Raw genomic sequence first — 15274 nt, 5'->3', positions numbered from 1 at the left:
ATGCTGTCGCCCAATTTCCGCTAAACTGGCGAATGAAGCCGTTCAACGGCAGAACATCGAATGACCGCTCCTGGCGCAACTACGCCCTCAAGCGCGGTCGCCGGTGACGTCCGCTGTAAGGCGGTGGCACAACTAACTTTAACGGCCGACATCAGGCGCAGAGCAGACGGTCGGGTTTCCAACCCGGAGCGACAAGAGCTGACCTTTGGTCGGCGCAAGTGTCGTCCTGACGTGACCCAATGCGGTCTTTCGTTGCGAGCGTCGCTTGCTGGAGCTGCGTTAAGTCGGTCGGAGGCCAATGGTATTTTCAATGGAACGCTAATATACATGGAAAACCCAACGAGCAGCGCCTGCCAGATACTTGAGGAATGCCATGCGAAGGCTCATCTTCACGGCGATATGTATCGCCGCCGCAACAGCCGCTAACGCCCATGATTGGTACGAAGATAAGATTGACCCACAGACCAAATTCAAGTGCTGCGGCGGTTCAGATTGCCGCGCCATACCTCGGTCTTCGGTGCGGTCCAGGGTAGACGGCGGGTACACTTATTTGCCGCATAATTTCACCATCCCACGGGACCGTGTACAGGAATCCCCGGACGGGCAATACCATATCTGCGAAAATAAATATGTTGTAACCAACCAGCTGTATTGGCGTTGCTTCTTCGCACCTCGTGTCGATGTGTCTATACTTCTAAAGCATTAACCGCGCGTCGCTTCCGCAACTTACATAAGCAAGGTGCTAGTCCATTAATTCTGTTGGACTTTCTTCAAAATTGCCGAAGCTCAAGCGGTGCGCGACTGCCCCAGGGATTTCATTGGATACGTCGCGGCTATCGAGAGCCTGCGCGCCCTGGGCGTAACGCCATGGGGCGCTGCCGCGGGTGACTTCTGGGCGCGCTCCGCAATTCGGTGACAGTCCAGATTTTATCGTGTCGGCGCGGCCGTGGTTGTGTAGATTGGCTGCGTGGCCCGCCTTGCCCGCATTGTCGTTCCAAGTCCACTCGCCACCTGACGCAAACGCGGTAACGGCTGGCGATTTCGACCACGATGGACAGCCAAGCGATAGGGGATAACTGGCGCGGGATCAGCACGGTTCATGCGGGAGCGGTATTCGCCGGATGAGGTAGCTGCGGCTGCAGTCTCGAATTTGACGCATCAGCACTTGCAAATCGTCAGCCGAGGTCTTTTGCTCGCGCGATAGTTGCCCTTGACCGTTGAATGGTTGGCGAACAGATGAACAAAATCGATCGACGGCGGCCAGAATCAGAAACGGACGCCACCGTAAATGCCGCAAGACTTGGAACTCGGCTGCGCCTCGCCCGCCAGACACGCGGCATGACGCTGAAGACGCTGGCCGCGGCTGCGAATTGCTCGGAAAGCCTGCTGTCCAAGATCGAGAACGGCAAGGCTTCGCCGTCCCTGCCCATGCTTCACCGTCTGGTCGAGGTTCTCGACACCAACATCGGCTGGATGTTCGAGCAAGTCGACGACGACGAGGCGATCGTATTCCGGGCGGGCGCAAGGCCTTTGATCGCGCTCGACGCGCTACGGCGTGGCGAGGGAATTTCGCTCGAACGCATCATCCCGTATTCGCCTGGCCACCTCTTACAATGCAACATCCATCACATCGAGGCAGAGGGCTCGAGCGAAGGTCCGATCCAGCATGCCGGCGAGGAAGTCGGCTACGTGCTCGCCGGGCGGGTCGAACTGATCGTCGACGGCAAGAGCCATGCTCTCGCCACGGGTGATGCCTTCGTGTTCAGGTCGGAGCTGCCGCATCATTACCGCAACATCGGTGAGGAACGCGCTAGCATTTTCTGGGTCAACACGCCGGCGACTTTCTGAGCAACGCTCTGCGTTCATTTGGATTGACAAATATTCAAGTCTCTTGAATGCTTGCCTCGTGCCTGTCGCACCAACGGGACCAGCCGAGGTCTGGTCCGCAAGCAAGGGGAACCGAAATGCGTCTGTTCAAACTTCTCGCCGGCTGTGCCGCCGCCATTGCCATGGGCTCGGCAGCCATGGGATCGGCGCTTGCCGATACGTTCGCTCTCGTCAACATCAACCAGCAGGCCCTGTTCTTCAACCAGATCAACGAGGGCGCGCAAAAGGCAGCCGACGCCGCTGGCGCCAAGCTGGTCATTTTCAACGCCAACAATGTGCCGAGCGCGCAGAACGACGCGATCGAGAACTACATCACGCAGAAAGTCGACGGCATCATTCTGGTCGCCATCGACGTCAACGGCGTCAAGCCTGCGATCACCGCCGCCAAGGCGGCCGGCATTCCCGTCATAGCCATCGACGCGCAGATCCCCGACGGCGACAATATTTCGTTCATCGGCGTCGACAACACCAAGGCCGGCGAGGACATCGGCAAATTCTACGCCGACTATGTGAAGACCGATATGGCCGGCAAGGCCAAGATCGGTATCGTCGGCGCACTCAATTCATTCATCCAGAACCAGCGCCTCGACGGCTTCAAGAAGGCGGTCACCGAAAGCGGCCAGGCCGTCACCTTCCTCGACACAGTCGACGGCCAGAACGTTCAGGAGACCGCGTTGAGCGCTTCGGAAAACCTGATGACCGCCAATCCGGACATGAACTCGCTCTATGCGACCGGCGAACCGGCCTTGCTCGGCGCCGTTTCGGCTGTGACCAGCCAGGGCCGCACCGGCGACGTCAAGGTGTTCGGCTGGGATCTGACCAAGCAGGCCGTTCAGGGCATCGACGACGGCTGGGTGGTGGCGGTCGTGCAGCAGGATCCGGCCGGCGAAGGCAAGGCCGCGGTCGAAGCGCTGGGCAAGATCAAGAAGGGCGAGAAAATCGACCCGATCATCAATATCCCGGTGACGATCGTGACCAAGAAGAATGTCGACCAATATCGCGCTGTGTTCAAGTAAACTGCGTCGGCGACCGAGCCGCGGCGCCGCCCGAGGCTGCGCCGCGGATCCCTTGCAATCGCGTGGAATTCCAGATGAGCAGTGGCCAGACCTATCGGGTGCGGATGAGCGGCATCTCAAAGCGCTACAACGCCATCCAGACGCTCGATGACGTGTCGCTGACGCTGAAGCCGGGCGAGGTGCTGGGGCTGGTCGGCGACAATGGCGCCGGCAAGTCGACATTGAGCAAGGTGCTGTCGGGGGCAGTGGTTCCCGACGCCGGCACCATCGAGATCGACGGCAAGCCGGTGATCTTCAGCTCGCCGGCGGACGCACGCGCGGCGCGCGTCGAGATGGTCTACCAGGACCTGTCGCTCTGCGATACGGTCGATGTCGCCGGCAATCTGTTTCTCGGCCGCGAGCCGCGCCGCCGCATCGCAGGCATTTCCTTTCTCGACAAGAAGCGCATGCATGACGAGACGCGCCAGATGCTCGATCGGCTCGGCATCGTCATTGCCGACACGCGGCTCAAGGTCGAAAACCTCTCCGGCGGGCAGCGCCAGTCGATCGCGATCGGCCGCGCCGCCTCGTTCGAGCCGGCCGTGCTGATCATGGACGAGCCGACGGCAGCGCTTGCCGTGGCCGAAGTCGAGGCGGTGCTCGAACTGATCCGCGCGGTCAGTGCGCGCGGTGTCAGCGTCATTCTGATCACCCACCGGCTGCAGGATCTCTTCCTCGTCTGCGATCGCATTCAGGTCATGTATGAAGGGCGCAATGTCGCCGAGCGGCCGATCGGCGACACTAATATCGAAGACGTGGTCAATCTGATCGTCGGCCGCAAGTTCAGTGCGCGTTCCGCCACCAATGGCTATCGCGGTGGAGCGCCGGCATGAGCGACGCGATCCACACCGCCCAGCCCTCACGAGTACGCAGGGGCACCTGGCGCGATGCGCTGCTCGCCAATGGCAGCGTCGTCTCGATCGCGCTGTTCTTTCTGGTCGTCTGCATCATCTTCTCGGTTGCGACCGACGCGTTTCTGACATCGCCCAATCTGTTGAACATCCTGCGGCAGTCGGCGCCGCTGCTGATCGTCGCCGCGGCAATGACTTTCGTCATCACCACTGGCGGCATCGATCTTTCGGTCGGCTCCGTGCTGGCGCTGGTGGCGACGCTGTCGGCGACGCTTTTGCAGTTTGGCCTGCCGTGGCCAGTCGTTATCCTCGCCATGTTGGCGCTCGGTGCCCTGCTTGGGGCGGTACAGGGCTATTTCATTGCCTATGAGGGCATCCCGTCCTTCATCGTCACGCTTGCCGGACTTTCGGTGATCCGTGGCGTGGCGCTGCTGATCACCGGCGGCTATTCCATCCCCATCGAGCCCGGAAGCGCTTTCACCGTGCTGGGCCGCGCCTGGTTTCTTGGCGTGCCGGTGCCGGCGCTGATCGCGCTGGCGATCCTGGCCATCGCGTATCTCGCCTTCAACGAGACGCCATTCGGCCGCTATGTCACCGGTATCGGCGCCAATGCCGAGGCGGTGCGGCGCGCCGGCGTCAACACGCGGCAGACGACGCTCTTCGTCTATGTGATTTCCGCCATCGCGGCCGCCCTCGCCGGGATCATCATTGCTGCCCGGCTTGGATCGGGATCTTCGAATGCCGGCCAGGGTTTCGAGCTGGAAGTCATCGCCGCCGTCGTGCTCGGCGGCACCAGCCTGTTCGGCGGCCGCGGAACGATCATCGGCACGGTGCTCGGCGCGCTGACCGTGGCTGTCATCGGCAACGGCCTGATCCTGGCGCATCTGTCGCCTTTCCTGACGCCGATAGTCACTGGAACGATCATCCTGATCGCCATCTGGCTGAACTTCCGCCTGTTCCGCGGCGCCGTGCGGAGCCGTTGAGCCGATGAGCGATCTGTTCGATGACGCGGTGCCCAGGCGGCGGCTGCCAATCGGGGTCGAAACCGGCCATGTGATGACCGTGCTCGGCCCGGTTCCGGTCGAGGAGATGGGCATTACGCTGATGCACGAGCACATCTTGCTCGATGGAGCGCGCAGCTGGAAATGCCCCTGCCATCCCGATGACATAGCGATCGCCGAGCAGCCGGTGAACATCGAGATCATCGGCGAGTTGCGCATGAACCCATACGTCAACCGCGACAACGTCTCGCTCGACGACGCCGACCTGGCGCTGTCTGAGCTGCAGCGCTATCGCGCGTTGGGCGGCCACACCGTCGTCGATGCCACCAATATCGGCATCGGCCGCGCCCCCGAAAAGCTCGCTCGCATCAGCCGCATGTCCGGCCTGAAGATCGTCATGGGCACCGGCTTCTATCTCGAGCACACCCATCCCGAATGGCTGAAGGCGATGGATGTGGACGCCGTGACCGAGTTCATCGTCAACGATGTCGGCGGCGGCGAGACGCAGCCGCCGATCATGGCCGGGCTGATCGGCGAGGTCGGCGTCAGCAAGGATTTCACCGCCGAGGAACGCAAGTCGCTGCGAGCTTCGGCGCGCGCCTCGCGCATAACCGGCGTGCCGCTGTCGATCCATCTGCCTGGCTGGGAGCGGCTGGCGCACGAGGTGCTCGATATCGTCGAGGCCGAAGGCGCCGATCTTCGCCACACCGTGCTCTGCCACATGAACCCGAGCCACGACGATCCCGACTACCAGAAAAGCCTCGCCCGGCGCGGCGCGTTCCTCGAATACGACATGATCGGCATGGACTATTATTACGCCGACCAGGACGCGCAATCGCCCTCCGACGAGGAGAATGCACGCGCCATCGCCGCCCTTATCGAGGCGGGCTTCGGCGACCGCCTGCTGTTGTCGCAGGATGTGTTCCTCAAGATCATGCTGACGCGCTTCGGCGGCTTCGGCTATGGCTATATCCTGAAGCATTTCATACCGCGCCTAAAACGCCACGGCGTCGAGCAGCCGGCCATCGACCGCATGCTGATCGCCAATCCGAAAAGCGTATTCGCGCGGCTCTAAGCGGCCTTGAATTACACGGGAGTTCAAATGTCCAAGAAGAAGATCCTGCTTGCCGGCGAATCCTGGGTGTCGACCGCGACCCATATCAAGGGTTTCGACCAGTTTCCGACCGTTACCTACCACACCGGCGCAGACGAGTTGCTGGGTGCGCTGAAGGCGACCGACTTCGACGTCACGTTCATGCCGGCGCATGAGGCGCAGCGCGGCTTTCCACAGACCATGGAGGCGCTGTCGGCCTATGACGGGGTCGTGCTCTCCGACATCGGCGCCAACACGCTGCTGCTGCATCCCGACACCTGGGTCCACTCCAAGCCGACGCCGAACCGCCTGCGCCTGCTGCGCGATTACGTCAGCGGCGGCGGCGGTCTGTTGATGTTCGGCGGTTACTACAGCTTCCAGGGCATCAATGGCGGCGCGCGCTACCGCAAGAGGCCGATCGAGGACGTGCTGCCGGTGAACTGCCTGGCCTTCGACGACCGAGTCGAGGTTCCCGAAGGCTTTGCGCCGATGCCGAAACCAGGGTCGAGCCATCCCATCCTCAGGGGTCTCGGCTCGGACTGGCCGATCCTGCTCGGCTTCAACGAGGTGACGCTGAAGGACGATGCGGAAGTTCTGGCCAGCGTGTCATCGGACTATGGTTCGCTGCCGCTGCTTGTCACCGGCCATTACGGCAAGGGCCGCACCGTGGCCTGGACATCCGATGTCGGGCCGCATTGGCTGCCGCCGCAATTCATCGCCTGGCCAGGCTACAAGACCCTGTTCGAACAGATGCTGGGCTGGGCGACCGGTGAGAGCTGAGCCATGCATGTCCACGTCGTCAGCAATGCCTGCGTCGATACCGTGTTTCGCGTCGGCCGCTTCCCTGCCGCGGGCGAGACTTTGAATGCCATGAGCTATGCCGACGGGCTCGGCGGCAAGGGCGCCAATCAGGCAGTCGCAGCAGCACGGACTGGTGCAGAGGTGACGTTCTGGACGGCGCTCGGCAAGGACCCCGCTTGCGCGTGGATCAGGAGCCGCCTCGACAGCGAGCTGTCAGACCTTGAGGTGAGCGAATTCGAGCTGCCGAGCGACCGCTCGACCATCGTCGTCGATAAAGGCGGAGAGAATTTCATCGTCAGCGGCGTCGCCTGCAGCGAAGCCTTCGATCCGGTTGCGCAAACAGCACTTGTCCGCTGGATCGCCCCCGGCGACATCCTCGTCTGCCAGGGAAATTTACGGACTGCCGTGACCAATGCCTGCCTCAGAGCAGCAAAGGGAAACGGTGCGCGCACCGTTCTCAACGCCAGCCCGATCGACACCGCCTCGCTGCCCGATCTCGGCCTGGCGGAGGTTTTGGTGGTAAACCAATCCGAAGCGCAAATCCTGACCGGCCGGGATGACATGACAGCAGCCGCTGGCGCGCTGGTGGCCAAAGGCGCAGGCGCCGTCGTCATCACCCTCGGTGCCGCAGGCTGCATCGTGCTTGGCCCGGACCGGACGGAACCGCTTCGCTTGCCGGCGCCGAAGGTCGAAGCGCTCGACACCAGCGGCGCGGGCGATGTGTTCTGCGGCTGTCTGGCCGGTGGGCTTGCCCGGGGCATGCCGGTCATCTCGGCGCTGAAGCTGGCGCTCGCCGCCGCCGCAATCGCCGTGACACGGCCGGGAACACTGGCATCCTGTCCTTCCGCCTCCGAGATGGCGGCGCTCATCGATCAAATGGAGCTCTCATGACCCAGCTCGGCCAATCCGGCGGCGACGCGCTCGTGGACCTTTTCGGCCGCACCAAGGTGGTGATCGGCGTCGTTCATCTGGCGCCGCTGCCCGGCGCGCCGCGCTATGACGGCGAGGCTATCGAGGCGATCTACCAGCGCGGGCTCGACGACGCCAAGGCCTATCTCGACGGCGGCTGCGACGGCGTCATCGTCGAGAACCATGGCGACATCCCCTTCGCCAAGCCTGATGATATCGGCCCGGAGACGGCGGCCTATATGGCGGTCGTTTCCGACCGCATCCGCCGCGAACTCGGCAGGCCGATCGGCATCAATGTGCTGGCCAATGCCGCGATCCCGGCCCTGGCGATCGCCAGCGCTGCCGGCGCCGGTTTTGTCCGCGTCAATCAATGGGCGAACGCCTATGTCGCCAATGAGGGTTTTGTCGAAGGCGAGTCGGGCCGCGCGGCGCGCTACCGCGCCAGGCTGCGCGCCAACGGCATCCGCATTTTCGCCGATGCCCATGTCAAGCACGGCGCACACGCCATCGTCGCCGACCGCCCGGTGGAGGAACTGGTCAAGGACCTGGTCTTCTTCGACGCCGACGCCATCATCGCCACTGGCCAGCGCACCGGCCACGCTGCGGATTTGGGCTACATAAGTATGATCAAGCAGGCCGCCGGCCTGCCGACGCTGGTCGGCAGCGGTGTCACGCCGGACAATGCCAAGGATATCCTCGACATTGTCGACGGGGTCATCATCGCCAGCGCGCTGAAGCACGACGGCGTCTGGTGGAACCAGGTCGACTCTGCTCGAGTAAAGGCGTTCATGGGTGGTCTGAAGCGATAGCTGGACTACCCTACCGAGGGGCTTGGGTCCAGCTTGATCAGAGACGACGGACGGGCCCAGGATACTGCGCGACCAGATCGTCGACGGTCAGCAAAGTAATGCCTTCCACAATCGATTGAGCAATCAGGGTCCGATCGAATGGGTCCTTGTGGATGGGTGGAAGCCCCTCCACTGCAATGGCATGCTCGCCGGTGATGGCAGCTTATCATAGCCATTGTCGATCAGGCCCCGACGTAAAAGACGCGCATCGACCCTGAAGTCAGGGCGGCCCAGACCGCGTTTAATGGCAATCTCCCAGGGAGTTGCGGCGCTGAACGTCAAGTGGTTATCGGCATTCTCGATCTCAGCGAGGGTTGCGGGCGGGAGCTTTTCGGGCTCGCCCGCCGCCCAGAGCAGAAGGTGGGTATCGAGAAGAAGTTTCATGCATCGCCGCCAAACAGCTTCTCGATTTCGTCATCGGCCATGCGATCAAAATCGTCCGGAACTGAAAACCGCCCGGCCATAAAACCCCACCCGACGCATTTCGCCGGCCGCAGGTGCGTCTATGGCAACGACCTTGACCATCGGCTTGCCGGATTTGGCGACAATGAAGGATTCGCCTTTGGCCGCCCTGTCGACAAGACGAGACAGATGCGTCTTGGCCTCGTGGATATTGACGGTGCGCATTGCGGGCCTCTGACTTAGTCCATGCAACTTAGTCTACACGGGCCCGATTTTTTCAAGCGTGTTTCAGTCAGTGAAGGTGAAGGATGCCGGATGCGGCTGATCCTTTCGGATCGGCCGCATGGCACGACTTCAACAAAGACGCGTAATCGATTGTCTGAACTGCATGTTTGTTGGGACTGCGTCTCACCTGATGTTGGCCGAACCTGTTGGTCCGCCATGCGACGTCCGAGTTCACAGGAGCGATTTTTGCCGAGCAAATGCTCTACATTGCGCTAGGAGCCGAAAGTGAAACGTCCGCTTTTAGGGCGCTACACCACGGCGGCGACGAGCCCGACACTGTACCGAAGGCGATCGACGCGACGGGCGCCAAGGGCCTTACCGGACTCTATGTTCCCTTCACGATTCTCGGTTTAGTCGGTCGGCGGGATTGAGCCGCGCTCTCGAGGGCCAGGGCCAACCGCTTCTCGTCTTCGATGGCGCGATCGACTGCCTCAATTTCCTCTTGGAGCACCTTCAGCTCGGCTCCGTAGCTGGAGCCGTCGCTGTCCCCGATCTGAAAGCCACTTGCCCGCATTGCGTCGCGAGTATGGTGCACGTTACGGACTCCTTCGCGCCGCGTCGCGACCAAGATTTCCCTAAACTCTCCAAGACGTTCAACGTGATTGCGAGCCATTGCGTTCTCCTATTTCGTCTTCATCGTCGCCGACGGCGATTCAGAACGGCTAAAACCTACGGAGATACTCTCGACAAAGCATGAGTGCGGAAGCTCAAATTTGAATGTCTTGCAATAGCGTGAAGCGCGGCAGGCGGAAATTGGCTTCGACCCGATCGATCTCAGACCACATGCCAGACACTTTCGGCCGAGCGCGTCTGCGGCTCCCCCAACGGGGCCATCCGCTCATGGAATCAGTAAAAAGTCGAGTGCGAGAATGGCCCGGGCCATGGACGTCCCGCCATTCCTGGTCGAGTTTGACTTGCGGCGGAGGCAGGGCAGGCTTCGGCGCGTTGGTTGTGTAAAGCATCTCAAGCAACTGCTCTCCGTCGATCAGCTCCAGGTGCAGCTTTGACTTCGTCTCTCGGGCCTTCCTCGGTAGCGCTCGCGCTACTTTCGAGAACGAGAGGCGGTGGTGACAAATATCCCCTGCTCGGCACTCGCGAAGACCTTGCTCCTACGAAGTTTCGCACCGCTTTGGCGGATTCCGCATCGGTCGTGATGTTGCACTGCCCGCTGGATGACTCAGTTGTCACGCAAAGGCAGGAAACGGCGTAACGAAGCGAACGCGATGGCGGTGCGATGCGGCCTTTCGTCTGCGAGTGGCTGCGCGGACGCCGTCAAACGGCAGAAACTTCAAATCCATCATGTTGGCTCATTGCCAAAGCACCGCTTCAAGACAACAATGACCTCGACGCCGGCGCGCCAGACGCGCACAAAAAAGAGCGTTGGAGGAAATGGAGGAGGAAGCCGCTGGCCAAGTCACGGACGCGCTATGCATGCGGCCTTTCGGTGCTCACCACCGACGAATCTGACGCGGATGCGTTCGCCCGGGCGGTGGCAGCGGAAGCAACGGCCATTGACGCCGGGTTTGCCCTCCTGTTTTTCTCGCAGAGCCTCATAGAGGCCGTCGCCCTGTCGGAAGCGCTGAAGACCCACGCGCCGGCGCTCCACTATGCCGGCTGCTCGACGGCCGGTGAGATAACGCCCAAAGGGCTGGAGGAAGGCCAGATCCTGGCTATGCTGCTTCCCTCCGCATCGTTTTCGGCAGCCAGCACCATGGTCGAAAATCTGTCCTCATCGGGCATGGACGGGATTACCGGCGAAGTCGAGGCGCTGAGGCGTTCGTTACACGAGCGCCTCGGGCACGAGCGAGCCGACACCACTTTCGCGCTCTGCTTGATCGACGGCCTGTCTTATGCCGAAGAAGCGGTGACCTCCGCCATCCATTGGGGGCTCGACGACATCCCACTGATCGGCGGGTCGGCTGGCGATGATTTGAAATTCGAGACAACGCGGCTGATCTCGAACGGCAAAGTGACCTCCGACAGCGCCATCATCGTGCTGATCACCACGGAAATTCCTTTCCACGTGTTCAAGACCGACAATTTCGTTCCCACCGACGAGAAGCTGGTGGTGACGGCATCCGATCCCGACCACCGCATCGTGCGCGAATTCAACGCCACCATTGCCGCCGAGGAATATGCCGCCTCGGTCGGCGTCGTCGCGCAGATGCTGACGCCACTGAGTTTTGCCTCGCACCCGGTGGTGGTGAAAGTCGGCGGCGAATTTTACTGCCGTTCAATCCAGAAGATGCACGCGGACGGCTCGCTGTCGTTCTTCTGCGCCATCGACGATGGTGTCGTGCTTGCCGTCGCCCAGCCTAAGGACATGGTCGAGGCGACCCGCGCCGCGCTCAGCGACGTCAGCGAAAGGCTTGGCGGCATCGACCTGATCCTCGGTTTCGACTGCGTGCTGCGCCGGCTCGACGCGCGCAACCGCCAAGTCTATCGCGAGATTTCGGAACTCTACAAGGTCAACAACGTCCTCGGCTTCGGCACCTATGGCGAACAGTACCGTTCGATGCATCTGAACCAGACCTTCACCGGCATCGCCTTCGGTGAACGCAATGCGGCCGAAGCGGCGGAGTAGGAAATCCGGGATGCCGCTCAGGAACATCGACGACCTGGAAAAGCTGAAGAAGATCAACGCCGCGCTGATCAGCCGCGTAGAGCGTTCCATGGACCAGCAAGGCAATGCCTTTTCGCTGTTCCAGACCGCCATTTCGCTTGAGAGCCGGGTGCGCAGCCGCACCGAAGAGCTGCATTCGACCTTGCGCCGGCTGGAGCAGTCGAACATCGACTTGAACGCAGCCAAGGAAAACGCCGAGCTGGCAAACCTGTCCAAGACCAGGTTCCTGGCGGCCGCCAGCCATGACGTGCTGCAGCCGCTGAACGCCGCGCATCTGTCGGTCTCGGCGCTTGCCGAAGTACAGACCAGCGAGGAAGGCAGAAAGCTGGTCCGCCAGGTCGAGCGATCGCTGGAGACGATGGAGGACCTGCTCCGCACCTTGCTCGACATTTCCAAGCTCGATGCCGGCGTCGTGCAGCCCGACATCACCGATGTCAGCCTGGAGACGCTGTTTTCGTCTCTGCGCTCGGATTTTCAGCCGGTTGCGGAGATGAAGGGGCTGACGCTGAAGTTCCGGCCGGTCAATGCGCTCGTTCGTTCGGACCGAACCTTGCTGCGCCGCATCCTGCAGAACATCCTGTCCAATGCACTGCGCTATACCCGCTCGGGCGGCGTGTTGGTCGGCACCAGGCATCGCGGCGACACGATCCGCATCGACGTCGCCGATACCGGCTGCGGCATCCCCGACGACCAGCGCGAGGCGGTGTTCGAGGAATTCCATCGCGGCGTGATCCCGACGGATGCCGGGCTTGCCGCCGGCGGGCTGGGGTTGGGGCTGGCCATCGTGCGCCGCATCGCCGCGGCACTCGGCCATCCCGTCACGTTTTCGTCGAAGGTCGGACATGGCACGATTTTCCATATCGACGTTCCGGTCGGGATCGGCGACACGGCCGATCCAATCGCCAGCACCGTCGACATGGAGCGGCCGCGCGGCTACGGTCTGTTCGGCACAAGGGTGCTGCTGGTCGAGAACGACATCGACGTGCTGCAGGCGATGACCTCCCTGCTCGAGCGCTGGCAATGCCTGGTGCGCCCCGCCACCTCGACCGGTGACGCGCTCGACTTGCTTGGCGATACCGACTGGTTGCCAGATATTGTCATAGCCGACCAGCATCTCGACGGCGGCGACCTCGGCACCACCACAATCGCCAAAGTTCGTGATTGTCTCGGCCGCGCGGTGCCGGCGCTGATCGTCACCGCCGACGGCTCGGAAAGTGTCGCCAAGGCCGCCCGCGCCGCCGGCATCGAGCTGATGCGCAAGCCGCTGAAGCCGGCGCAACTGAGGGCGTTGCTGGCACATCTGCTGGCTTGAACTGGTCGTATCTTCCCAGCACACGGATCACCGTATTCCAGCCATTACTTGTGCCTCGGCGGTAATTCATATGAAGCAGATTCACTTCTTCGCGCTAAAGGACGATCTTCTTCCCGTATTGGAGGCAGTAGAACGTGAAATTTCGATAAAATACATCCTTATGGGTCATTTTCCCAAGATGGAATTCGACTTTTTTAGCAATAGAATGCAAATTCCAACTCTTGGGCAATCAACCACTGAATCGGCTTCCAGCGGTCGATCATTTCTTGTCACTGGCCACGCTGTGCCCATTGAGGTGAGGCCGATAAAAACACCTTCCGGCATCCGGTATTCGTTAGATCAGCTTGGCAATCCGGACACAGTAACTTTTTCCCCTGGTGGGCGATGGGCTGAAGATGTTGTGATAAATGGCCGCGTGGCAACGGTCTCCGACACGCCGCTCGCTCAGGAGCTAATGAAGACTTTTAATAGAGCATTCAAAAAGCAATTTAGTAAAATTAAAGCATTCTACGTTGGACCCGGGGCCGCCATTTTACTAGACGAGGGAAAGCGGCTAACTGCTGCAGAGCAATCGCCGCGTGAATTTGATCTGACTAGACAGGCGCGGGTTGCTTAGCTGGTGTCAGGAACGTGAGAGCCGTCGCTAGTCTAGTCCGATTGCGGTGACACGAGTGCGGTCGACTACGGTGACAGTGCGCTTTTTAGCGAGCGCTCTCAAAACCCCGCCGGATCGCGAAAAAGCTCGGCATTGTCGAGCTTCGAGACCTCGATCACCGCCTGTGTGCGGCTGTAGACGTTGAGCTTGCGCAGGATTTCCGAGACATGCGCCTTGACTGTGGTCTCGCCGACCTGCAGTTCATAGGCGATCTGCTTGTTGAGCAGGCCCTGGCGCAGCATCTGCAGCACTTTGAGCTGCTGCGGCGTCAGCGTAGCCAGGCGCTGCACCATCTCGGCGCGGTCGGTGCTGTCGGCGTCGCGCGGCCGGCCCTCATAGGTCTCGGGAACATAGATCGCACCTTCCATCACCGAGCGGATGGCGGCGGCAAGGTCGCTCTTGCGCGCCGATTTCGGGATGAAGCCGGCCGCACCGTAGGACAGCGCCTCGGAAATGATCTTCGGTTCCTCGTAGCCGGAGACGATGACCACCGGCAGGCGCGGATAACGCGTCCTGAGCTGCAGCAGCCCGTCAAACCCATGCACGTCGGGCATGCTGAGATCGAGCAGCGCCAGGTCGAACGGCTTGGCATCCGTCAGAAGCTCGAGCGCCTCGGCAATCGAGCGCGCCTCCACCGTGTCGACCTCCGGATAGGCCATCTGCACGGCGCTGTGCAGCGCCTCGCGAAACAGCGGATGGTCGTCAATGATCAGGAACCTGGCGCGATCGGTCATCAGCTTCATTTCGGTTTGGTCTGGCCTAGAATAGTCCTGCAACCATGGCCAGCTTATTGGCAAATAGTACATTGCCATCTTGGCCGGCTAAAGCAGAATGTGCCCATGATTTCCGCGGCGCCATGCGGCAGATGTGGCCGTTCTGAAATGCAATGCCTTGCCCGGTGGCCCAAATCGGCCGAATGTGCCGGCGACAGATCCATTGAAACAGAGACAGGTCGTGACCGACTTCCGGCTTCGCGTGACAGCCAGTGACCGCCGGCTTTCGCATTGTTGCCGGCCGCCACACGACGCTTCCCCGACGCCCGCCTTGTTCGCGGCCGCACCGATGGTATCGGCTGGTCTGGGGTCGCGCTGGTATACGGGCTGGTTTCCTGGACAAACGCAGCAAGCTGATAGTGCTGCCGTTCAAGCCCCGCCAGGCGCTCGATGCCGTACTGGTAACACCTTGCCGCCATCGCGCTTTGGGCGCGACTTTGCCCGCGATATCCAAGCTGTAGTCCACGATCTGGGCCGCGCCAAGCCAGAACCAACTGATCGCAGTCGCTGATGTTGAAGCTATACGATCCGGTTGGACCAATTTCAGCATATTCCCGTTGAGCCCAACGCCCCCCGAGGCTGACAGCACGTCGGCAATGACTTACGAATCGTCTACGCGCTCGCCTGCGTTCGTTCCAACGCGTGGGACCGGGCGATTTCGTCCGGCCCCCAAGGATAGTGTCTGATCAGTCGTTAGGCCGGCAACGCGCCGGATCTCTTGGCCGTCCAGGTGGCGATATAGTCCATCAGTCCTGGATTGAGGCAATCATAAGGTTCGA

13 protein-coding genes and 3 pseudogenes are annotated in these 15274 nt (G+C 61.4%); 11 read left to right on the top strand and 5 right to left on the bottom strand.

Annotated elements, in window-relative coordinates; all coding sequences use genetic code 11:
• The first annotated feature begins 1236 nt into the window (after nucleotides 1-1236).
• The 8 genes from NKJ73_RS33270 (at nucleotide 1237) to NKJ73_RS33235 (ending at nucleotide 8406) form a co-directional block, all read left to right on the top strand.
• Nucleotides 1237-1848, top strand: coding sequence for a cupin domain-containing protein (locus tag NKJ73_RS33270; RefSeq protein WP_352458693.1), 612 nt, complete (start codon nucleotides 1237-1239; stop codon nucleotides 1846-1848).
• 116 nt (nucleotides 1849-1964) lie between these two features.
• Nucleotides 1965-2903 (top strand): ABC transporter substrate-binding protein, encoded by a 939-nt coding sequence (locus tag NKJ73_RS33265; protein ID WP_352572585.1) that lies wholly within the window; start codon nucleotides 1965-1967, stop codon nucleotides 2901-2903.
• 74 nt (nucleotides 2904-2977) lie between these two features.
• Entirely contained in the window at nucleotides 2978-3775 is a 798-nt protein-coding gene (locus NKJ73_RS33260; protein ID WP_352458694.1) for an ATP-binding cassette domain-containing protein, read from the top strand.
• Complete coding sequence (locus NKJ73_RS33255; protein ID WP_023679227.1) at nucleotides 3772-4776, top strand: ABC transporter permease; 1005 nt, start codon at nucleotides 3772-3774, stop codon at nucleotides 4774-4776. The genes NKJ73_RS33260 and NKJ73_RS33255 overlap by 4 nt, the downstream gene beginning before the upstream one ends.
• A 4-nt stretch (nucleotides 4777-4780) precedes the next feature.
• On the top strand, nucleotides 4781-5869 hold the full coding sequence (locus NKJ73_RS33250) for a phosphotriesterase family protein (RefSeq protein WP_352458695.1): 1089 nt from the start codon (nucleotides 4781-4783) through the stop codon (nucleotides 5867-5869).
• Nucleotides 5870-5896: 27 nt separating this feature from the next.
• Nucleotides 5897-6667, top strand: coding sequence for a glutamine amidotransferase (locus NKJ73_RS33245; RefSeq protein ID WP_352572583.1), 771 nt, complete (start codon nucleotides 5897-5899; stop codon nucleotides 6665-6667).
• Between the two features lie 3 nt (nucleotides 6668-6670).
• Nucleotides 6671-7579 carry a ribokinase gene (locus NKJ73_RS33240; RefSeq protein WP_352572581.1) on the top strand — a complete coding sequence of 303 codons (909 nt, stop codon included), beginning with the start codon at nucleotides 6671-6673 and terminating at the stop codon, nucleotides 7577-7579.
• Nucleotides 7576-8406, top strand: a complete 831-nt coding sequence (locus NKJ73_RS33235; RefSeq protein ID WP_352458698.1) for a BtpA/SgcQ family protein — start codon at nucleotides 7576-7578, stop codon at nucleotides 8404-8406. Before NKJ73_RS33240 ends, NKJ73_RS33235 begins: the two co-directional genes overlap by 4 nt.
• 37 nt (nucleotides 8407-8443) lie before the next feature.
• Here NKJ73_RS33235 and NKJ73_RS33230 read toward each other — a convergent pair.
• The 3 genes and pseudogenes from NKJ73_RS33230 to NKJ73_RS33220 form a co-directional block, all read right to left on the bottom strand.
• Nucleotides 8444-8829: pseudogene (locus NKJ73_RS33230) on the bottom strand (type II toxin-antitoxin system VapC family toxin).
• A pseudogene (locus NKJ73_RS33225) lies at nucleotides 8826-9072 on the bottom strand (type II toxin-antitoxin system Phd/YefM family antitoxin). Before NKJ73_RS33225 ends, NKJ73_RS33230 begins: the two co-directional pseudogenes overlap by 4 nt.
• Nucleotides 9073-9457: 385 nt before the next feature.
• Nucleotides 9458-9745 (bottom strand): hypothetical protein, encoded by a 288-nt coding sequence (locus NKJ73_RS33220; RefSeq protein ID WP_023679221.1) that lies wholly within the window; start codon nucleotides 9743-9745, stop codon nucleotides 9458-9460.
• 831 nt (nucleotides 9746-10576) lie between these two features.
• Here NKJ73_RS33220 and NKJ73_RS33215 point away from each other — a divergent pair.
• The 3 genes from NKJ73_RS33215 (at nucleotide 10577) to NKJ73_RS33205 (ending at nucleotide 13683) form a co-directional block, all read left to right on the top strand.
• On the top strand, nucleotides 10577-11716 hold the full coding sequence (locus NKJ73_RS33215) for an FIST N-terminal domain-containing protein (RefSeq protein WP_352458699.1): 1140 nt from the start codon (nucleotides 10577-10579) through the stop codon (nucleotides 11714-11716).
• A 10-nt stretch (nucleotides 11717-11726) separates the two neighbouring features.
• Nucleotides 11727-13067, top strand: a complete 1341-nt coding sequence (locus NKJ73_RS33210) for an ATP-binding response regulator (RefSeq protein WP_352458700.1) — start codon at nucleotides 11727-11729, stop codon at nucleotides 13065-13067.
• A gap of 70 nt (nucleotides 13068-13137) precedes the next feature.
• Nucleotides 13138-13683 (top strand): hypothetical protein, encoded by a 546-nt coding sequence (locus tag NKJ73_RS33205; protein ID WP_352572579.1) that lies wholly within the window; start codon nucleotides 13138-13140, stop codon nucleotides 13681-13683.
• 98 nt (nucleotides 13684-13781) lie between these two features.
• On the opposite strand, the gene NKJ73_RS33200 is transcribed toward NKJ73_RS33205, so the two are convergent.
• Both NKJ73_RS33200 and NKJ73_RS33195 read right to left on the bottom strand, forming a co-directional pair.
• Entirely contained in the window at nucleotides 13782-14465 is a 684-nt protein-coding gene (locus NKJ73_RS33200) for a response regulator (RefSeq protein WP_023679211.1), read from the bottom strand.
• A gap of 723 nt (nucleotides 14466-15188) precedes the next feature.
• A pseudogene (locus NKJ73_RS33195) lies at nucleotides 15189-15274 on the bottom strand (S-(hydroxymethyl)glutathione synthase); the annotation flags it as partial.

Origin of the sequence: Mesorhizobium sp. M0074, from assembly GCF_040322975.1 — a bacterium.
Lineage (GTDB): Bacteria > Pseudomonadota > Alphaproteobacteria > Rhizobiales > Rhizobiaceae > Mesorhizobium.
This window is presented reverse-complemented; position numbering and strand designations above follow the sequence as displayed.